General features: G+C 34.8%; 18 protein-coding genes. 8 read left to right on the top strand and 10 right to left on the bottom strand.

The window, feature by feature from the left end:
- Position 1: 1 nt before the first annotated feature.
- Genes BST91_RS02310 through ribD form a run of 3 tightly spaced genes read right to left on the bottom strand, consistent with a single transcriptional unit; the run spans position 2 to position 2,506 of the window.
- Entirely contained in the window at positions 2–649 is a 648-nt protein-coding gene (locus tag BST91_RS02310; RefSeq protein ID WP_244895667.1) for an IMPACT family protein, read from the bottom strand.
- Positions 615–1,493, bottom strand: a complete 879-nt coding sequence (locus BST91_RS02315) for a hypothetical protein (RefSeq protein WP_085774322.1) — start codon at positions 1,491–1,493, stop codon at positions 615–617. Before BST91_RS02315 ends, BST91_RS02310 begins: the two co-directional genes overlap by 35 nt.
- A complete protein-coding gene (ribD, locus tag BST91_RS02320) occupies positions 1,490–2,506 on the bottom strand; it encodes a bifunctional diaminohydroxyphosphoribosylaminopyrimidine deaminase/5-amino-6-(5-phosphoribosylamino)uracil reductase RibD (RefSeq protein ID WP_085774323.1) in 1,017 nt (338 codons plus the stop codon). Before ribD ends, BST91_RS02315 begins: the two co-directional genes overlap by 4 nt.
- On the opposite strand from ribD, the gene BST91_RS02325 reads away from it, so the two are divergent.
- Positions 2,505–3,077, top strand: a complete 573-nt coding sequence (locus BST91_RS02325) for a GNAT family N-acetyltransferase (protein WP_317043051.1) — start codon at positions 2,505–2,507, stop codon at positions 3,075–3,077. The genes ribD and BST91_RS02325 overlap by 2 nt on opposite strands.
- Complete coding sequence (locus BST91_RS02330) at positions 3,077–3,673, top strand: NUDIX domain-containing protein (protein ID WP_042279030.1); 597 nt, start codon at positions 3,077–3,079, stop codon at positions 3,671–3,673. The genes BST91_RS02325 and BST91_RS02330 overlap by 1 nt, the downstream gene beginning before the upstream one ends.
- 46 nt (positions 3,674–3,719) lie before the next feature.
- On the opposite strand, the gene BST91_RS02335 is transcribed toward BST91_RS02330, so the two are convergent.
- The 4 genes from BST91_RS02335 to BST91_RS02350 all read right to left on the bottom strand — a co-directional run bounded on the left by BST91_RS02335 (position 3,720) and on the right by BST91_RS02350 (position 9,913).
- Positions 3,720–7,385, bottom strand: a complete 3,666-nt coding sequence (locus BST91_RS02335; RefSeq protein ID WP_085774324.1) for an ABC transporter permease/M1 family aminopeptidase — start codon at positions 7,383–7,385, stop codon at positions 3,720–3,722.
- Positions 7,386–7,387: 2 nt separating this feature from the next.
- Entirely contained in the window at positions 7,388–8,281 is an 894-nt protein-coding gene (locus tag BST91_RS02340) for an ABC transporter ATP-binding protein (RefSeq protein ID WP_060522945.1), read from the bottom strand.
- A gap of 66 nt (positions 8,282–8,347) precedes the next feature.
- A complete protein-coding gene (locus BST91_RS02345) occupies positions 8,348–9,472 on the bottom strand; it encodes a glycoside hydrolase family 53 protein (protein ID WP_085774325.1) in 1,125 nt (374 codons plus the stop codon).
- Between the two features lie 15 nt (positions 9,473–9,487).
- The gene (locus BST91_RS02350) at positions 9,488–9,913 is read right to left on the bottom strand and encodes a hypothetical protein (protein ID WP_085775660.1); all 426 of its coding nucleotides are present in this window, start codon (positions 9,911–9,913) and stop codon (positions 9,488–9,490) included.
- A 250-nt stretch (positions 9,914–10,163) separates the two neighbouring features.
- Between BST91_RS02350 and argS the strand changes: the two genes are divergently transcribed.
- The 6 genes from argS (at position 10,164) to BST91_RS02380 (ending at position 16,851) form a co-directional block, all read left to right on the top strand.
- Positions 10,164–11,948 (top strand): arginine--tRNA ligase, encoded by a 1,785-nt coding sequence (gene argS / locus BST91_RS02355; protein WP_085774326.1) that lies wholly within the window; start codon positions 10,164–10,166, stop codon positions 11,946–11,948.
- Between the two features lie 143 nt (positions 11,949–12,091).
- Positions 12,092–13,444, top strand: coding sequence for a DEAD/DEAH box helicase (locus BST91_RS02360; protein WP_085774327.1), 1,353 nt, complete (start codon positions 12,092–12,094; stop codon positions 13,442–13,444).
- A 196-nt stretch (positions 13,445–13,640) separates the two neighbouring features.
- Entirely contained in the window at positions 13,641–14,135 is a 495-nt protein-coding gene (locus BST91_RS02365) for an OmpH family outer membrane protein (RefSeq protein ID WP_042279037.1), read from the top strand.
- Between the two features lie 113 nt (positions 14,136–14,248).
- A complete protein-coding gene (locus BST91_RS02370) occupies positions 14,249–14,563 on the top strand; it encodes a hypothetical protein (protein WP_157546876.1) in 315 nt (104 codons plus the stop codon).
- 56 nt (positions 14,564–14,619) lie between these two features.
- The gene (locus BST91_RS02375; RefSeq protein WP_042279042.1) at positions 14,620–16,215 is read left to right on the top strand and encodes a SulP family inorganic anion transporter; all 1,596 of its coding nucleotides are present in this window, start codon (positions 14,620–14,622) and stop codon (positions 16,213–16,215) included.
- A gap of 9 nt (positions 16,216–16,224) precedes the next feature.
- On the top strand, positions 16,225–16,851 hold the full coding sequence (locus tag BST91_RS02380) for a carbonic anhydrase family protein (RefSeq protein WP_042279101.1): 627 nt from the start codon (positions 16,225–16,227) through the stop codon (positions 16,849–16,851).
- A 586-nt stretch (positions 16,852–17,437) separates the two neighbouring features.
- Here BST91_RS02380 and meaB read toward each other — a convergent pair.
- The 3 genes from meaB to BST91_RS02400 are packed head-to-tail and all read right to left on the bottom strand — an operon-like array spanning position 17,438 to position 19,246.
- Positions 17,438–18,448 (bottom strand): methylmalonyl Co-A mutase-associated GTPase MeaB, encoded by a 1,011-nt coding sequence (meaB, locus tag BST91_RS02390; RefSeq protein ID WP_085774330.1) that lies wholly within the window; start codon positions 18,446–18,448, stop codon positions 17,438–17,440.
- Between the two features lie 5 nt (positions 18,449–18,453).
- Complete coding sequence (locus BST91_RS02395) at positions 18,454–18,855, bottom strand: hypothetical protein (RefSeq protein ID WP_042279046.1); 402 nt, start codon at positions 18,853–18,855, stop codon at positions 18,454–18,456.
- Between the two features lie 46 nt (positions 18,856–18,901).
- Complete coding sequence (locus BST91_RS02400; protein WP_085774331.1) at positions 18,902–19,246, bottom strand: DUF3140 domain-containing protein; 345 nt, start codon at positions 19,244–19,246, stop codon at positions 18,902–18,904.
- Between the last annotated feature and the right edge of the window lie 26 nt (positions 19,247–19,272).

The following is a 19,272-nucleotide window of genomic DNA, read 5'->3' on the forward strand; positions in this document are numbered from 1 at the left end:
TCTAGTCTTCTAGAGCCTTTGCCTTAATTGGGTACATTTGATTAATGTCTTTGACTACTTTTTCAACATTGTTGAGAGGAACATCTATAGTTATAGAACAGCTGGCGGTAAAATCCTGCAAGGCCATAGTGAGTCCTTGCTCTTCAATATACCTCATAACTTGACTCATTTGAGCGTATTCAAAGTCAATTTTCACTTGAGAAGTGATGGTTCTTGTTATAATTGTAGCCTGCTCAATGGCCAAAGCACTAGACTCTTTATAAGCATTTATTAATCCGCTCACACCTAATTTTGTTCCTCCGAATATCCTAGTGACTACAACTAGAACGTCGCTTAATTCATTTGAATTAATTTGACCTAGAATGGGATCACCTGCACTATGATTGGGTTCTCCATCGTCATTTGCCCTATAATTGTTTTCTCCAGGACCAATCTTCCAGGCATAACAATGATGATTTGCCTTCGGATATTTTTTCTTCAAAGCATCAATGATAGGTGAAACTTCATCTGGATTCTGGATAGGAAATGCACGAGCGTAGAATTTACTGCCCTTGTCCTTAAATAAGATTTCAGTTGTTTCTTTTGCTATCGTTTTATAAGTGTCTCTCATGAATTTACGCTTTCGCGAAAGCGATGAAAACAATCGCAATTATAGCAAGTATAATACCTAGAACGTTTCTAGATTTCAGATTTTCTTTGAATAGAAATAAACCAAACATGGTTGATAATACTACAGTTCCTACATGGTTAATAGGGTAAACAAATGTACTCTCTAAACCGGGTGAATTGAGTGCTTTTAAAATCACCACAATTGAGAAAAAGTTAGGAATTCCTAGAACAATTCCTCCGACAAGACTTTTCCATTCTAATTTCTCATTTTTATTAATTAACCGATATATCACAGCCGCAGATCCTGCTATAAATGCAAAAGAAAAAATTGTGGCACTTATAACATCTTCATTACTATTTGACATATGGTTGTTTTGTAAAATTTTGAGAACTGTATCAATTATACCGCTTCCTACAAATAGCGCTAGTGGTAATAGGAGTTTTTTTGGAGTCCAATCTATATTAGACTGCGATTTCTTATTAACTGTGGTAAAATAAACTGCTGCTAGAGCGATTATTATACCTATGGCTTTTAATATATTCCACTCTTCATTAAATATTGTGAAACCTGCGATCACAGGTATAACTAATGACATTTTACTGGCAACACTGGCAACAGATAGGCCATTGCGCTGTGCCGTTAAGGCCATGACATTGAAAATAGTTATGAAAAGAATTCCCATGAACATCGCTAGAAACAACCAGTCTGACTTTAAAACAGTTGTTATATCGTAAGTCCCATTGCTTGAAATAATACCTGTTATAAAAGCTACAAGATAATTTACCACTATAGCTTGTAGGGTGTTTATTTTATAAACATCAAACAATTTAAAAATTACATATAGTAAACTAGATAGTAATATGCTTAATCCTAGATAAATCATAAACGATGGTAAATTCTTAAAGTATCACCTTTTATATTAAAATGATTTTGTAATTGTTGATTGTCAAGTTCTGGTGCTTTTACTCCAGAATGAAATAGCGTATTTTCACTCGTGTAAATATGTGCTTCGTCCCACAGCCCTGCATTTATAAATGCTTGGAGAGTCCTAGATCCACCTTCTACAATTACCGATTGGATATCTTTTTTATATAACTCTTTCAATACTGTCTTAATGTCGGACAAAGGAATGTCTAAAATTTGAGCAGGATTAGGTGATTGAAAAACGTTAAGATTTTTTGGTAGCTCCTTTTTATTAGCAAGAACAAATCTAAAGGGATGGGTACCTTTCCAATTTCTGGTTGTAAGACTAGGATTGTCTGCAAGCGCTGTTCCCGCACCTATTAAAATAGCGTTTTCTGTGGATCGTTGTTGATGCACCCTTTGTAAGCTGTATGAATTTGTAATCCAAACAGGTTGCTTCTTAGTCTTAAATTCCGGAGCGATATAGCCATCGTTAGTTTGTGCCCATTTAAGCAGAATAAATGGTTTTTTATACTTGTGAAACGAGAAAAAACGCTTGTTAACTTCATTACATTTGTCTACAAGTATTCCTGTTTTACATGAAATACCAGCTTCTTCAAGAATCTTTATTCCTCTTCCTGCTACCTTTTCATGTGGGTCTAGTGTTCCTACTATAACTTCTTTAAAATTATACCTTACTAGTAGCAAAGCACATGGTGGCGTTTTACCAGTATGTGAGCAAGGTTCAAGATTTACATATATACTACACTTAGGAGCTATTTTTTCAAACTTTTCCTCACCTAATATTTTAATTGCATTATTAATGGCGTTAACCTCGGCATGGGGTTTTCCTGCTTTTTGATGCCAGCCTTCACTAATGATTTTATTCTCATATACAATGACGCTTCCTACTAATGGATTAGGATAAGTAGTACCCAGTCCATTTTGAGCTAACTGCAAACAGCGTTGCATATATAATTCGTCTTTGTTCATGATTCCAGCAAAAGTAAGATTTAAATCACAAGGCTGGGTTAAATTTAGACTCAATAGCAAACTAATAATAGTTACTAGATGTACTTTTGAAATTATGATGATTAGACCTATTCTACCGGAGGATAATACAGTTGTTAAGAATATTATCCAACAAACTATACTTGAATATGGAGCTCCTAAAGAGGGGACTGCATATAGTGATAAAGCAACCCAATCCATGTATGAGCACTTTCAGTTGCCTAGACGTGTTTATTACGTTATAGAATTGGATAATGAAATTGTAGGTTGCGGTGGTGTAGGACCACTAGATAATCAAGAGCAGAATATCTGTGAACTTCAAAAGATGTATTTTTTGCCTAAAGCACGTGGAAAGGGATATGGCAAGGAGCTTATACAATTATGTATCAAAACTGCTAAAGAATTAGCTTATTCAAAAATGTATCTTGAAACCATGGATAATATGTTTGAAGCTCAAGGTCTTTACAAGCATATGGGTTTTAAATTACTCAATGAGCCCATGGGTAATACAGGACATTACTCTTGTCCCGTTCAAATGATACTTGATTTATAATGAAAGACGATACTGCAAATAACTTTGAGATAATCAAGGAAGAAACTGTTTATGATGGTTTTCTTAAAGTTATAAAAGCCCAGATAAAACATGATACTTGGCACGGTAATGAGCAACTGGAAGTTACAAGGGAATCCCTAGAACGAGGAGATAGTGTAGCAATATTACTTTATGAACAAGACACAAAATCCTTTTTATTTACTAAACAATTTAGGTATCCCAGTGCAAGAAGAGGTGAAGCTTTTATGATGGAATTAGTAGCTGGTAGCTTAGGGTTTAATGAAGATCCTGTTGAAGGAATAAAAAGGGAAGTAGAAGAAGAAATAGGCTATTCATTAAAAAATATTGAAAAAATTTGTTCTTATTTTCCATCACCAGGTGGTTGTTCAGAACAAATACATTTATATTTTTCTCAAGTTTCTTCTCATGATAAGATTTTTCAAGGTGGTGGTGAAGCATCAGAAAAGGAAGATATTTTGTTAACCAAAATACCTTTGTCTGAAATTAAACAACTATTACGAGACGGAGCTATAAACAACTCGATATCGATTATAGGATTACAATGGTTTTTACTCAATAAAGAAAGCCTTACTTAAATATTTTAAAGTAAGGCTTTTCTATTTTTTAATTCGCAAAAAAAATCTATTCCTTTTCTTTAACCGCTGTTCTATTGTCGTTAGAGTTACGGTCTATCAATATGTTGAACGGATCAATTCCAACCTCTACAGGTTTTTCATCTACGATAATTGAGAATTTATTTTCAATAGCTACAATTTTATGTTTTTTGAGATAAAGAACCTTATTTATTCCTGTTTCATCATCCTTTTCTCCAAAAACACCAACATCTATATAATCAGCTAAAGGTAGTGATTTTAAGGCTTTTTTCTTTCCTTCAGGAGTGTATGAAAGGCTATCACCTACCGTGTTTTTATAAACACTTTTTCCTTTTTTGTCCGATCTATACTTAGTTATGTATCCAGTAAATTCTACTTGATAACGACCATCATCAAGTTTTGTATACGTAGCTTTTTTTGCATCATTATCATACAAAGTTATCGTTTCAAACATATCCTTAATAAGATATTGTAACGAGTCAGGAGTTGCGGCTCTTATATCATCTACAAATTCAATAGCTGTTGGGTATGGTGGACCTTGGAACTGATATTTCTCTGCAAATTGTTTAATGACGTTATTAAATGGTTTCTCGCCTAAATAATCGCTCATTGCATAAAGGACTAAGGATCCTTTTTGATAATGAATATACTGTTGGTTTTCATTATACATCAATGGGTTTTCTCCAATGGACTCTACAGTTCTTCCTAAAAGGTATTTATCCATAGCATCTTTAAGAAAAGACCTCATTTGTTCTTTTCCTCTAGATTTCTCTAGAACTTTTAATGAACTGTATTCTGATAAACTTTCTGAGAGTAATGTAGCACCTTTTGCATAGGCTCCAATTACCTGGTGTGCCCACCATTGATGAGCAAGTTCGTGTGCGGTAACACTAAAAGGGTAATCTACTGCATCCTTGTCACTTCCATCAACATCGGCAATGAAACCTATTCCTTCACTAAAAGGTATCGTATTTGCAAACGCCTGTGCAAACGTTCCAAAATTTCTTGGGAATTCAATGATGCGTACTTGCCTGTGTTGATAAGGTGTAAAATTGTCATTATAATAATCTAGTCCGGCTTTAAGGCCAGCCATCATACGATCGATATTGTAATCATGATCTTTATGGTAATAGATTTCCAGTTTAATGCCGTCGTGCTCGTCGCGCATGACTTCATATCTACCACTCATAAAATTGTAAAAATTCACCATTTTACTATCCATTTTATAATAGTAGTACTTACGGTTATTTTCTTCCCACTCTTTAGTTAGATAACCTGGTGATATGGCAATTTGATCTGGACTTGTACTTAATGTAGCTTCAAAGTTTATCCAATCGCTGTTTCCGCCTATGTAATTATTGTCTCGCACACCTGGTTTAGTCGCGTCAGGCCAGCGATCTTTTGGAGGTAATTCATACTTTTTGCGAATTTGAATATTTCGGATCTCTCCTTGATCATTGTATCCAATGGATGGAAAAACGAAATTATTCATGAAAGTTCCATTCTCAACAACAGGTGAGTTTTTTTCAAAGAAGGTGTTTTCTTTGTTGTAAGTTGCTACATTAAACTCTAGCGTATCTCCAGGTTGCAAGGGTGGCGTTATCCTATACATGCGATAGCCATAGTCCTCATTGTCATAAACCACTTCAATTTTACGATCTGTTTCAATTGTAGTAAGTGTGTCGTTGATATTAACGTGCAGTGTATCAATAACGGCGCTGGACTTGTTGACCATAAGCATTTCTGCTCTAGCTTTAAAGTCTCTAGTTTCTGGATAAATATCAACAAACGCCTTAACATCAGTAATTCTAGGTTGGGGAACGTTTAAATATTTACTTAATTCCTTTTCTTTATTTACTGCCAGTAGTTCACGTTCTTTTCCTGTAGTTCTTTCATTATCAATGTTGTTAACTTTCCAAATGTAGCTTCCTATTCCTATAAATATTATTAATCCTACACTAAGTAGTGTGATGATAGGTGTTTTTAATCTCGCTTTCGCGAAAGCAATCCTCTCACTTGCACCTATACTCATTCCACGTCTAAAGAATAATAAACTAACACCAAATAGCGCTATACCTAATGCAATCCAGTAACCTCTAAATGTGAAGTAGCGCCAGATACTATCTCCATAACCATTCATATCTGAAGGACTAGGAGCGCCGGTTCCTTGGTTAAAAATAAATTGAGCTTGTTCAACTCCTATAGCCTCCATGGCAAATGGTACTCCTAAGGCAATTACTAGCAAGGTCATAAGTCCTAACCATTTATTTTTAATCAAAGTGTGAATTAAAATTGACATCAATATCCATGGTAAAAATTCCCAAAATTTAATCATGAACAAATCAAACAAATAAAGGTCTATTTGATAATCATTAAAACCATTTACGGTTTGTATGATGATACCACTTAACATCACTATAACAAATAGAGAAAACACCATTATACTCATAGAGAATACTCGTGATAATTGGAAAACCCAATTTTTAGTAGGAGTGGTGTCTACTAATTGTAACATGTGAGCCGTTTTGGAACGGTCCATTATGAAGCCAGTGTACAGGTATATTAATAGATAGGTAAATGTGCTAAATATTCCTGCAGGGATTTGTAACATCAACCAGGTTTTTGGCAAGATGTCTGTACCATACACTTGACCGCTTACTAACATAGTAAGAAGTGAAAAGGCAAAAGCAATTACCGCTATAATAATAAATGGCCATCCTGTTACAATGTATTTAATGTCTGATTTTGATATTGTCCAAGCTGTTTTCAATTGATTAAAAAAGCTGAAGTTTTGACTTACCTTAGGTAAGGTAATATCTTGAACAGTTCCAAAATTACGTTTGATTACTCGTGATGATTTCTTCTTTCTTCCTACCGAAATAGCATGTTGAGAAAATCTAAAACCAACGATTACAGAAAGGAATAGAACAACGGAAAACCCTAACCACAATAATCGATTATACAATACAGTACCATCGGTAGGTAATAATTTACTGCCTTGCTCATCTGGTGTCCAGTATTTAATTCTTTGTCCAATAGCACTTTCTCCAGTAGGTTCTAGAAGTTCTATCCAAAAGGTATCATCTACAGAATCTAATGAACGAGCAGCAGCAAATTGACAGATAATCAAGATGAGCACACTCATGAAACCTAAATTGATATTTCTGAAGTAGGTAGTTATAGCAAAAACGATGGCTCCATAGAAAAATACATTAGGTATTACCATTACTAAAAATGGTTGAATGTAATTCATGAGTGAGAAAGGTCCTATCAAATCTTCGTTTGCTCCAGGTAAGTAAAAGCCAATTGTAACGGCCAGCATACTTGCAAGAATAATTAATAGTGTGAGTAGCATCCCAGCACTGAATTTTGCTAATAAATAGCTTACTTTATTTAAGGGGTAGGAATAAAGTACGTGGTGCATGTTACTGCTAAAATCACGTTGGATAGTTCCTCCTATAATACTAGGGATAAGTAAATAAGTGATTAACATACCACCACTTATTAAACTATAAACTCCTACTGCACTGTTTAGATAAAAAGGAGAAGTAACGGTTACAGAGTCACTATCAAATACTCCAACGGTAAGTGCGGTAATTAATAAGCTTAATAGAAAGATAACCCCAGTATAAATATAGAACAGTGGTTTCTTAAACCAGGTTCTAAGCTCGTGTAAAAAAATAGTACTAAACATGATTATGAGTTTAATTCTATTTGTTGTTCCTGTTTTAATGTTGTGAAATACACATCTTCCAAAGACGCATCAGTAGCGATAAATTCTGGAGCTGGTTGTGTATCGTTCATTACTCTAATTACCAGATTGCTATCTTCATCAAAACTGGATGAAATTATATTATAAGACGCTTCATAAGTAGGTAATTGATCCTTGGTTACCGTGGTTTTCCATATGGTTCCCGATAATGCCTTAACCAGGTTTTTCGGTGTGTTTTGTGCAAGAATTTTACCACCATTTAAAATGGCCATATCAGTACACAATTCTTTCACATCATCAACAATGTGTGTAGAAAAAATTACAATATGATTTGTTCCTATCTCTCTTAAGACATTTAAGAATCTATGACGTTCTGCAGGATCTAGACCAGCTGTAGGTTCATCAACTATTATTAATTTAGGATCGTTGAGTAAAAGTTGAGCAATTCCAAACCTTTGTTTCATTCCTCCAGAATACCCAGCTACATGTTTATGTCTTACATCACTTAAATTGGTAACTTCAAGAGCTTTGTCTACAATTGCATTTCTTTCTGAACTGTTTGAAATTCCTTTAAGTTGGGCAAAATAATGTAATAGATCGTGAGCGCTCATTTTAGGATATACCCCAAATTCTTGAGGTAGATATCCCAGGGTTTTTCTAAATTCAATTTTGTTATTAAGAATATCTAAATCATCTAGATGAATAGAACCTCCATCTGGTGCTTGTAAGGTGGCGATAGTACGCATTAATGAAGATTTTCCAGCTCCATTAGGACCTAGTAATCCAAACATTCCAGCGTGAATATCAATACTTACATTATCCAGTGCTTTTACACCGTTTTTATAAGTTTTAGAAACATTTTTAAGGCTTAATAACATAATTGATGTTCTTTTGATTTGAATGGTTAGTGCAAGAACGTCACAATATGTTACATATCAAAACGATTATTCAATCGCGTATATCTCAATGGCAGGTGTCACTCGATTTTCAAAATTAAATAAGGCTAAATTTTCCCAACTGCTTCCCTGTGTGCTAGTAGAAACACCAGGTGCTACTGCAACCCAGTCAGGTGCCCAGTAACAAAAACCTATTCCTTTATTTTTAGGAAGCTTTTTAATTGTATTATGAATACGCAATAAATAATTACGCTGTCCTGATGGTGTGGCGCCGTATTCTGGGATAAGTTGATTTTGAAGTCCTACTATATTGTTCTTATTATCATTCCAGTTTAAGGTAAAAGGATAGGCAGTTTCTACTAGCAATATTTCTTGATTAAAACTTTGTGCTAATTCCTCTAATTTTTGTTCAATGTCATCCAGATTAGTAGTTTGCCACCACGGATAATAACTCAATCCTATAACATCAAATTCAACGTTTCTATCTGTAAGCTGCTGAAAAAAGTACTCGCTAGTTGCAATATCTGCCTTGTGAATAATAATTTTTGAAGTAGGAGATACTCTTTTAACACCATTAATTGCAGCTTTAGTTAGATCAATGTAATTATTCCAATTTTCATTACCACTGTCGTATATCTTTCCAATAGGCCATAAAAAGCCATTATCAGTCTCATTTCCTATTTGAACAAATTTTGGTAACGTACCTTGATCGTTTAATTCTTGTAAAACATTTTTACTATAGTTTTCTATTGCGACTGTTAATTCTTGATGACTATAATTACTCCAATTACTGGGTATGCGCTGTGAACCTGGATCTGCCCATGTGCTGGAATAGTGAAAGTCCAGTAAAAATTCCATGCCGTTTTCTTGGGCGCGTAAAGCTTGTCTTTTTAGATGGTCTAGGTCGTATAATCCGTTTGGATTATTTAACCACAATCTAATTCTTACGAGATTAACGCCTTTGCTAGATAAGTATGCATAATTGTTTGATATGACATTACTATTCTCGTCCTTAAATTGCAATCCTGATTGTTCTAGTTCTTCTAGAAAGGATAAGTCCATACCTTTATAAAAGATTGTGGGTTCATTGTAGTTGTCCTGACTATCATTCTCATTACAAGAATAAAACGAGAATAACGCAATCATTAAACAGTATAAATAAAAACGTTTCATGATTCAAATATAGTACTACAAATCGTCAATAAAAGTGTAGCCTTGCTCTTCCTTGCGTTGCAATACTTTTTGAAAAAATTTGTGAATGCTCTTATGATTAGCCTTTACTTTAATGAAATAATTATCTCTATAAATAGAATAGACATCGGCTTCACCTTTATAGATACTTAGTTTATAAAAAGGAATGGGTAAGGCAAAAGTCTCCAAAAGCGATCTAAATCTCACAATAATTCCTTTTTCGAGTATTTCTACATTACAAATATTGGCATTATTGTCAAGCACGAGTAGATTGTGAATATGAATGCTGCAACTTGTGATGTTCAGTTTAGGTGATCCAGAACCTCTTAATTTCCAGCGCTCTTTTAAGGAAAGCGGTACACCAACTTCCTGTCGTAGTTTACGTTGAATTTCAGGCTTGTTATAGGAGACGTTGTACAGCATATTGTTTTTAATTGAGTCTGTTTTATTGATTAATCCTTTCAATAGATATTAATAAAAGACATTTAGGTAGCTGTGTTTTTTTAAGAATGAAATAATGTTTGAGGTTTTATGCTTTCGCGAAAGCGTAACAATTAAATAGAAATATTTAATAACCCTAGTATCTTGTCTATAATACCCTAGTTCACAAGTCTTTTTTCTATTCCATTATCTGTTTAGAAATACTACCTTTGCAGGCCTAAATTACTATACTATGTCTGTGATCCATCAGTTGGAAAATGTTACTAAAACAGCAGTTAAAGAGTTGTTTCAAGTTGATCTAGAAAAAGTTGAGGTAACTCTAACTCGCAAAGATCAAAATGGCCATTTTACCATTATGGTTTTTCCAATGTTGCGTCAAATTAAAGGTAATCCAGCAGTCATAGGTGAACAAATAGGAGCGTACTTACAAGAAAATACCGAGCTCATCGGTAGCTACGAGGTAATCAAAGGATTTTTGAATGTAACCTTGACAAACGCTGTCTTTATTATCGCTTTCAATGAAATGCTAAGTAATTCTAAGTACGGTTTTACTCCAGTTGATGATTCCTCACCAGGTATTATGGTTGAATATAGTTCACCTAATACGAATAAACCACTACACCTAGGTCATATAAGAAATAACTTATTAGGTTATAGTGTTGCGCAAATTCTAGAAGCATCGGGTAGACGTGTGAATAAAACACAAATAATAAACGATAGAGGTATCCATATATGTAAATCCATGCTTGCCTGGCAAGAACAGGGAAATGGAGAAACTCCAGAAAGTACGGGATTAAAAGGTGATAAACTAGTTGGGAATTATTATGTAAAGTTTGATAAACAATACAAGGAAGAAATAGCTCAACTCATTAATGAAGGTATAGATCCTAAAGAGGCAGAAAAACAAGCTCCATCCTTACTTAAAGCACAAGAAATGCTAAGGAAATGGGAAGCTGGTGATCCAGAAACAGTTGCTCTTTGGGAAAAAATGAATGGCTGGGTTTATGATGGGTTTGAGGTGACTTATAATAATCTAGGAGTAAGCTTTGATAGTCTTTACTATGAGAGTAATACCTATTTACTGGGTAAAGACATCATTGAAGAAGGTTTGCAAAAAGGCGTTTTCTTTAAGAAAGATGATGGTTCAGTTTGGATTGATTTATCAGATGAAGGATTGGATGAAAAGCTAGTACTACGTAGTGATGGTACTGCCGTTTATATGACTCAGGATATAGGTACTGCTATTCAGCGTGTTAAGGATCACCCTATAAACGCTATGGTTTATACAGTAGGAAATGAGCAAGATTATCATTTCAAAGTCTTGTTTTTAATCTTAAAGAAACTGGGGTATGATTGGGCCGAAAACCTGCATCACCTTAGTTATGGAATGGTTGAATTACCATCAGGTAAAATGAAGTCACGTGAAGGAACCGTTGTAGATGCCGATGATTTAATGGAAGAGATGACAGCTACTGCCCGTAAAATAGCTCTTGAACAAGGTAAACTTGATGGACTTTCTGCACAGGAACAAGAAGACCTTTTCAAAATTATAGGACTAGGCGCTCTCAAGTACTTCATGCTTAAAATTGACCCAGTTAAGAACATGATGTTTAACCCTGAAGAGTCTGTTGATTTTCAAGGAAACACAGGTCCTTTTATTCAATATGCACATGCTAGGATTAAATCTATTTTAAAGAAGGCTCAATTTGATTCTACTAAGTTAAATGCTAATAGTGATCTAGATATCACCGACAAGGATATTGCAATCATTAAAACAATTGAGCAATTCCCTGATGTGATCCACAATGCTGCTACAAAATTAAATCCGGCTAGTATTGCCAATTATACGTATGAGCTAGTACGAGAATTTAATTCTTTCTATCAAAATGTCCCTAAGATTGTTGAAGAGGAAAATGCCGATTTAAAACAGTTTAGACTGTTGTTGTGTTACAAAACAGCGTTAGTAATCAAGGACGCTTGTTCACTGCTAGGAATCGATGTTCCTGAACAAATGTAAATATTCCTATGAAACCCAACTATTAATGAATTTAAAAGTTGATTAATAGGAATTATAAATTACGATTAACTATTTGACTGCATGACTAAATAATAGTGGTCAAATAGATTAATTTACCTTTGCACTCTAGAAAGCAATAAACCATGAATACCTTTACTGAATTAGAACTTAGAACACCGCTGCGTAAAAGTATAGAAGACCTAGGTTTTCAAACCATGACTCCTATACAGGAAAAGTCCTATTCAGTGGTAGCATCAGGACGTGATGTTATAGGTATTGCCCAAACGGGTACAGGGAAAACTCTTGCTTACATGCTTCCCTTACTTAATTCTTTACCCTATGCACAAATCGATGATCCTAGAATCTTGGTGCTCGTGCCTACCCGTGAATTAGTAGTGCAGGTAGTGGATAATATTAAATCCTATTCAGCGCAAATGAAGCTAAGGGTTCAAGGAGTTTATGGAGGCACTAATATTAACACGCAAAAGAAAGCTCTGGCAAATGGTGTTGATATTGTAGTAGCAACTCCAGGAAGGTTGTATGATCTTATAGTACATCAATCTATAAGTTTTAAACATTGCAAAAAGGTGGTTATCGATGAGGTAGATGTGATGTTGGATTTAGGGTTTAGATTTCAACTTACCAATATCTTTGATCATTTACCTAATAAAAGACAGAATATCATGTATTCTGCAACAATGACTGATCAAATAGAAGCCTTTATCGAGGACTATTTTTACAACCCTACCAAGGTGTCTGTAGCAGTTTCTGGAACAAGGCTGGATAACATAAATCAACAATGTATAGCAGTACCTAACTTTTATACTAAGGTAAATGTACTCATGCATCTTATAAGTGATCACGAGGTTTATAGTAAAGTACTGGTTTTTGTAGATAATAAACGTAGTGCCGATAGGTTGCATGAGGTCATCCTACCTCACTACGGTAATGAAGTAGCAGTTATTCATTCCAACAAAACACAAAATTATCGTTTGCGATCTATTGAGGCATTTACAAACGGTGATTGTCGTATTCTTGTAGCTACAGATGTAATGGCACGTGGACTGGATATTGAGGGAATTTCACACGTTATTAATATCGATGTACCTGCATTTCCTGAAAACTACATGCATCGTATAGGACGTACTGGTAGGGCTCAAAATGCTGGTAATTCTATTTTATTCTACACTGAAAAGGAGATAGAATCAAAACAAGCTATTGAACAACTTATGGATTATTCTATTCCAGAAGTTGCCTTTCCTGATGAAGTTGAAGTGTCAAAACAAAAAACTCCTGAAGAAAAACCCAAGGTCAGAGAAATTTTCAATCCTAATAAAGTAGAAGAAGAAGAGCGTGGTGCCGCTTTCCATGAAAAAAAGGATAAAAACAAAAAAACAAATCAAGGTGGTAGTTACCGTCGCAAAATGGCGGCTAAGTATAAAAAGCCCAAAACACGTGGCGATAAGAATGCCAATCGCCGTCGCAAGAAAAGGTAACGACATCTTTTGAGCCGTTTTCCATTATAGTAATAGGTTAATTAATGTTAAGGAGAGTACTTATTACGCTTTCGCGAAAGCGTAATAATCACTATTTCAGCAGGTTATATTTACGGCATCATAATTGAAATGTCTGAGTGAAATAATATGCAAGGTGTGACATGTTGTTTATCTTGCAAACCTTAAATAACTACAAATGAAAAAAGTATTTTTATTATTCTTTTTAATAGGTTCAATGGCAATGGCACAGACTGCCTATGTGAATTCTGATTATCTACTAGCTTCAATGACTGAGATGCAAGCGGCAAATGCAGAAATTCAAAAATTGAATAAAAGTTTAGGCAGCGACTTGCAAAAAGCAGAGGCAAATGCAAAACAAAAATTAGCCGATTTACAATATAAAGCAAGTGCTCCTGGAGTTACGGAAGAACAAATGAAACAGTATGCTTCACAAGCAGATGCATTACAAAAGGAATTAGAAAGTAGTGCTCAAAGTGCAGAAAGAACACTAGGTCTTAAACGTCAAGAGTTGTTAGACCCAATTCTAGAAAGGGTTAATGATGCAATAGAGGCCGTTGCCAAAGAAAAAGGTTTTAAACTTGTCGTAAATGCAAGTGCAGTGTTGTTTGCAGATGAGTCTGTTAATCTTACACCAGCAGTAGCAGCAAAATTAGGTGTTACTTTGAAGTAAGTAATCTGATTAATAAATATCTAAGCCACCTTTAAGGTGGCTTTTTTTATGCCCTATATTGTTCTATTAAATATGTTAATAGTAGTTATAAAAATAGTTTATATTTACCCCATATGCAGTTAGGAAGACTATATATGATAGGTGCGGTGATCTTAGCTTTAGCTTTGATCTCATTACCTGTTATTCCTACTTTAATGGATCAAGTAAGTAAATCAGAACTAGTTTATGATATTGATATCGAATTAGATTCTGAACAAATTTCTCTTAACGAGATAGAGAAAGAAAACCAACTACCACTTTTATTTTATTCTATCTTATCCATTTCGATACCATCTTACAAGGTGAAAAGCTCGATTAGTCATCATAATGCATTTAATTGGGATTCTCCCATCAGGCAAATCCAATTGCCGCCGCCAGTCATCGCGTAATATTTCTACCCTTTATTTAGTATTACCCATGCTCAGGCATGTAAAAAAAACGTATTATGTCTACAACCAAGTATTTACAAAATTTAAAATCAGATTTACCTGCAAGTATCGTAGTGTTTTTTGTTGCACTACCACTTTGTTTAGGAATAGCGCTAGCCAGCGGTGCACCGCCTTTTGCGGGAATAATAGCTGGTATTATAGGAGGAATAGTAGTTGGAGCTCTTAGTGGTTCTCAAATTGGAGTAAGCGGTCCAGCAGCTGGGCTTGCTGCAATTGTATTGGCATCTATTAGTGAATTAGGATATGAAACCTTTCTAGCCGCAGCAGTGATAGCTGGTGTTATCCAAATAGTTTTTGGAGTTGTACGGCTAGGTGTTATAGGATACTACTTTCCTAGTAGTGTGATTAAAGGGATGCTAGTAGGTATTGGTATTATTATTTTCACTAAACAAATCCCACATTTTTTCGGGTTAGATAAAGATCCTCAAGGAGATTGGATGTTTTTTCAATTAGACGGAGAAACCACTTTTTCTGAAATAGGAAAGATTGGTGAATTTATCAGTCCTGGTGCAACTATAATAGCTGTAATTTCATTGGCAATTTTGTTGTTATGGAGTAACGTGTTAGTTAAAAAGTCTAAAGTGTTCCACTTAATTCAAGGCCCTTTGGTAGCCGTGGTAGTAGGAATATTATACTATTATTTTACTCAAGATAATACCGTATATGGTATTGCCAATGAACACCTAGTAAATGTTCCTGTGCCATCCAGTATGGATGACTTTTTTGGTCAATTTACTTTTCCTGATTTTAGTGATTTAGGTAATTTTTCAGTTTGGATAACTGCCTTTACGATTGCACTTGTAGCTAGTCTTGAAACTTTATTGTGTGTGGAAGCTACTGATAAACTAGATCCTCAAAAACGAGTTACACCAACTAACAGAGAATTACTGGCTCAAGGAACTGGTAACGTACTTTCTTCTTTAATAGGAGGATTGCCTATTACTCAAGTTATTGTGCGCAGTAGTGCCAATGTTCAAAGTGGTGGACGTACTAAAATGAGTGCAATAATCCATGGTTTCTTCCTTTTGATATCAGTTATATCAATCCCTACCATACTTAACATGATCCCTAATTCGGTTCTTGCAGCTATATTATTAATAGTAGGATATAAACTTGCTAATCCAAAAACTTTTGCAGCAATGTGGAAAGCAGGATGGAGACAGTTTATACCCTTTATCGCAACTGTGATAGTTTTATATTTTAACTTCCTTGCAGGAGTAGGAGTAGGGCTGGCCATAGGAATAGTGTTTACTCTATATCAAAGTTTTAAGAACAGTCATTTTCTACATAAAAAAGAAGCTGAGGTGGACAACCAGCATAAGATAAAAATGACTTTTGCTGAAGAAGTGACTTTCTTCAATAAAGCAACTATTTTAAAAGAATTAGATAGCATACCAGAAGATACCTTCCTAGAGATAGACGTGCGTAATACAGTTTATCTAGATCACGATGTTATCGAAATTTTAGAGGATTTTGGGACAAAAGCTAAAAATAGAAACATCTACATAAAACTATACTCACAAAGAGGTACGGTAGAAAATCCCGATAGTTTTATCGAGTTTTTTAAACGAAAAAAATTACAATCAGCTTAATTATTAATGATGATTACACAAAATAAAGAAACACAAGCGGCGATGACTCCGCAAGCCGCTTTAAAGGAATTAAAAGAAGGAAATCAAAGATTTGTTGGGCAACAACAAATTTCACGAAATTTCAACGAACAAATACAATCAACTAGCACTGGACAATTCCCATTTGCTACTGTACTTCATTGTATAGACAGTAGGGTAAGCGCCGAGCATATTTTTGATCAAGGGATTGGAGATTTATTTAGTGTAAGAATTGCAGGAAACTTTGTTAATGAAGATATTTTGGGAAGTATGGAGTTTGCTACTAAACTTGCTGGGACCAAAGTTATTTTAGTATTAGGTCATACTGCATGTGGTGCCATTAAAGGTGCTTGTGATCATGCACGTATGGGTAACCTTACCACATTGATTAATAAATTAGAACCAGCCGTTGAGGCTGTAAAGGAGCCAAAAGAAGAAGACCAACGTACCTCTAAAAATATTGATTTTGTAAATGCTGTCGCTAAACAAAACGTATTGATGACGATTGAAAACATCCTTAAAAAAAGTGAGGTAATCAGAGAACTTGTAGAAGATGAAGATGTTTTATTAGTTGGTGGTATGTATGACATTTCAACAGGCTCAGTAGACTTTTATTAATACAGTCAGTGTTTGAAAAAACATTTAAATATTCAAGACCTAGTTTTACAATACACAGTATTGGTAGAACTAGGTTTTATTTTTCCATCTTGATAGGTTTTGTTGTAGGGCTTATTCTATTTTATGGTTTTTACTTATTTTTTTATATAGATTCTTTTTTAAGTTTCAATAATGATTACCGTATATACGATGGTTTTATCATAGATAGGCAAAAAGATAGTTCAATACTATATGCTTTATCTGGGTTAAGTTTTTGTCTAGGTTATCTAATTACCGTCTATCTATGGCTTACTTCCCATATTAATCATATCGATAGAAGAATTTCAAGATTTGCGAGATATGGAGCAACACAAGTATTGTTCTATTTTTTTATAGTACTGTATTTTGTTTTTAAAATGCAATCAGTCACTATGGAATATGCCCAGATAATAGTTCAAGAATACCAATATAGTTTGTGGTTGTTACCAGTTTTTCTCTTTCTTTTTGCAAATCAGCACCTATCTAGAATTTACAAAAATTGGGTGCAACTTATATTTTCATCTATAAGCATTACTGCTGCCTGCTTGTTGTTGATACTAATTGTCAGTTAGAGAGAAAGTAATCTGTCGGCTGCATCAAATGCCGATATTTTACGGTTAACAACAGAAGTTTCTATCTCTTTAATTTGATTTACTATTTCAGATCTTGAATAGAATGCTTCTTTTAATCTGTCTTCTATAGTTTGGTGTAACCAGTATAATTCTTGTGAATTACGACGTTCCAGTAAACTACCGTTTTGATTACTATGTTGTCTAAATGATGCAATCTCTTGAGCAATTTCTTCAATGCCTTCATTGTGCAATCCACTACATAAATGCACCTTAACTGGATATTGATGGGATTTAGGATTTATAAGATGCAACGCATTTTGAAACTCTCTTCTGGCATGTAAAGCCGCTTTTTTATTATCACCATCAGCTTTATTAATAATAACAGCATCGGCCATTTCCATGATTCCTCGTTTAATCCCTTGTAAATCGTCTCCAGCGCCTGCGAGTTTAAGGAGAAGGAAAAAGTCAGTCATGCTGTGAACCGCAGTTTCACTTTGACCGACTCCAACAGTTTCTACCAAAATAAAGTCAAATCCTGCCGCCTCACACAGCAAGATGGCTTCTCTGGTTTTTCTTGCCACGCCACCTAGAGTTTCGCCTGCTGGACTAGGTCTTATATAAGCAAATTCACTTTTAACCAATTGTTCCATTCTAGTTTTGTCTCCTAGTATGCTTCCCTTGGAAACACTACTACTGGGATCAATAGCTAGTACAGCTACCTTAAAGCCTAATTTGATTAAATGAATTCCTAGAGATTCTATAAATGTTGATTTGCCTGCTCCTGGAACGCCAGTTATTCCTAATCTAAAGGAGTTTCCTGAATAGGGTAGTGCTTGTTGTAGTAACGCTTTCGCGAAAGCATAATCCTCACTAGCTTTACTTTCAACACCAGTTATTGCTCTACTTAAAGCACTTATATCTCCTTTTCTTAATTTCTCAAAAACTTCTTGTGAGGAAGGTTTTTTCCTGCGTTGCCAGGATTTAGGATTAAGGTGCTCTAAACTCATAAAAGTTATTTGGATGCAAATTTATAGCCTAGATAAGCCATAGGTATATAGGCAATTGTTAAATCTAGTATCATAAACCAGGTAGGTCCTCCAAACATTGAAATAGCGGTAATACCGCCAACTAGGAAAAACCCACCAATTAATAAAGACCAAAGTAGTTGGTATGATACAGCAACTTTTGAAGCAATGTATGCGCCAAACAAGGTTCCTAAAGCATGCGCCAAAAATGGGAAGATGAAGTATTCCATCGATAGAGTAGGAATGACTTGTGCATAGGCTTCATAATCATTAGGATCGATTCCTGTGGGAAAAACTGCGTTACCTATAAAGACGATACCGCTGTTGAGTAATCCACCAGCGATTATTCCCGCTGGTAATGCTATAATATTTCGTAATAGAGGTTTCATAATGGTAGATTTTCAACCACTAAAATACTACTATTACTGAACAATCTTAACAATTCATTTCTTTACAAGGGTCGTGTCCCCAATTTTTAAGACTGTATCTCCAGTCGCTTTCTTTTATATCGCTGTCTGGTTTTTGAGCTGTGTGCCTGTGAATATATCCTATCACTTTATTCATGTGCTCGTAGTCATTTTGATTGAGGTCGTCCTTTTTCTTGTTTTTGATAGTTATAATCTTACGTCCAGACTTATGACCTTTTGATTCTCCATCACCACTATCTTGACCTACACTTTTTGATTTGTCGGTATCTAACCATTGTTCTAGTTCACTCGGAGTCATGTTTACAGCATCATAGAACTCGTCATAAATTTCTTCATTACTCTTATCACTCATTTTTTATTTAAAACTATAAAATGAAT

The sequence above is a fragment of the Nonlabens tegetincola genome, from assembly GCF_002117085.1.
Classification (GTDB): Bacteria; Bacteroidota; Bacteroidia; order Flavobacteriales; family Flavobacteriaceae; genus Nonlabens; species Nonlabens tegetincola.

Bases quoted from the DNA above. Each gene is read 5' to 3' on its own strand.
- BST91_RS02315 (WP_085774322.1), bottom strand. From the start codon at position 1,493: ATGATTTATCTAGGATTAAGCATATTACTATCTAGTTTACTATATGTA.
- ribD (WP_085774323.1), bottom strand. From the start codon at position 2,506: ATGAACAAAGACGAATTATATATGCAACGCTGTTTGCAGTTAGCTCAA.
- BST91_RS02360 (WP_085774327.1), top strand. From the start codon at position 12,092: ATGAATACCTTTACTGAATTAGAACTTAGAACACCGCTGCGTAAAAGT.
- BST91_RS02395 (WP_042279046.1), bottom strand. From the start codon at position 18,855: ATGAAACCTCTATTACGAAATATTATAGCATTACCAGCGGGAATAATC.
- BST91_RS02400 (WP_085774331.1), bottom strand. From the start codon at position 19,246: ATGAGTGATAAGAGTAATGAAGAAATTTATGACGAGTTCTATGATGCT.
- BST91_RS02335 (WP_085774324.1), bottom strand. From the start codon at position 7,385: ATGTTTAGTACTATTTTTTTACACGAGCTTAGAACCTGGTTTAAGAAA.
- meaB (WP_085774330.1), bottom strand. From the start codon at position 18,448: ATGAGTTTAGAGCACCTTAATCCTAAATCCTGGCAACGCAGGAAAAAA.
- BST91_RS02375 (WP_042279042.1), top strand. From the start codon at position 14,620: ATGTCTACAACCAAGTATTTACAAAATTTAAAATCAGATTTACCTGCA.
- BST91_RS02340 (WP_060522945.1), bottom strand. From the start codon at position 8,281: ATGTTATTAAGCCTTAAAAATGTTTCTAAAACTTATAAAAACGGTGTA.
- BST91_RS02380 (WP_042279101.1), top strand. From the start codon at position 16,225: ATGATTACACAAAATAAAGAAACACAAGCGGCGATGACTCCGCAAGCC.
- BST91_RS02350 (WP_085775660.1), bottom strand. From the start codon at position 9,913: ATGCTGTACAACGTCTCCTATAACAAGCCTGAAATTCAACGTAAACTA.
- BST91_RS02345 (WP_085774325.1), bottom strand. From the start codon at position 9,472: ATGAAACGTTTTTATTTATACTGTTTAATGATTGCGTTATTCTCGTTT.
- BST91_RS02365 (WP_042279037.1), top strand. From the start codon at position 13,641: ATGAAAAAAGTATTTTTATTATTCTTTTTAATAGGTTCAATGGCAATG.
- BST91_RS02370 (WP_157546876.1), top strand. From the start codon at position 14,249: ATGCAGTTAGGAAGACTATATATGATAGGTGCGGTGATCTTAGCTTTA.
- BST91_RS02325 (WP_317043051.1), top strand. From the start codon at position 2,505: ATGATTCCAGCAAAAGTAAGATTTAAATCACAAGGCTGGGTTAAATTT.
- BST91_RS02330 (WP_042279030.1), top strand. From the start codon at position 3,077: ATGAAAGACGATACTGCAAATAACTTTGAGATAATCAAGGAAGAAACT.
- argS (WP_085774326.1), top strand. From the start codon at position 10,164: ATGTCTGTGATCCATCAGTTGGAAAATGTTACTAAAACAGCAGTTAAA.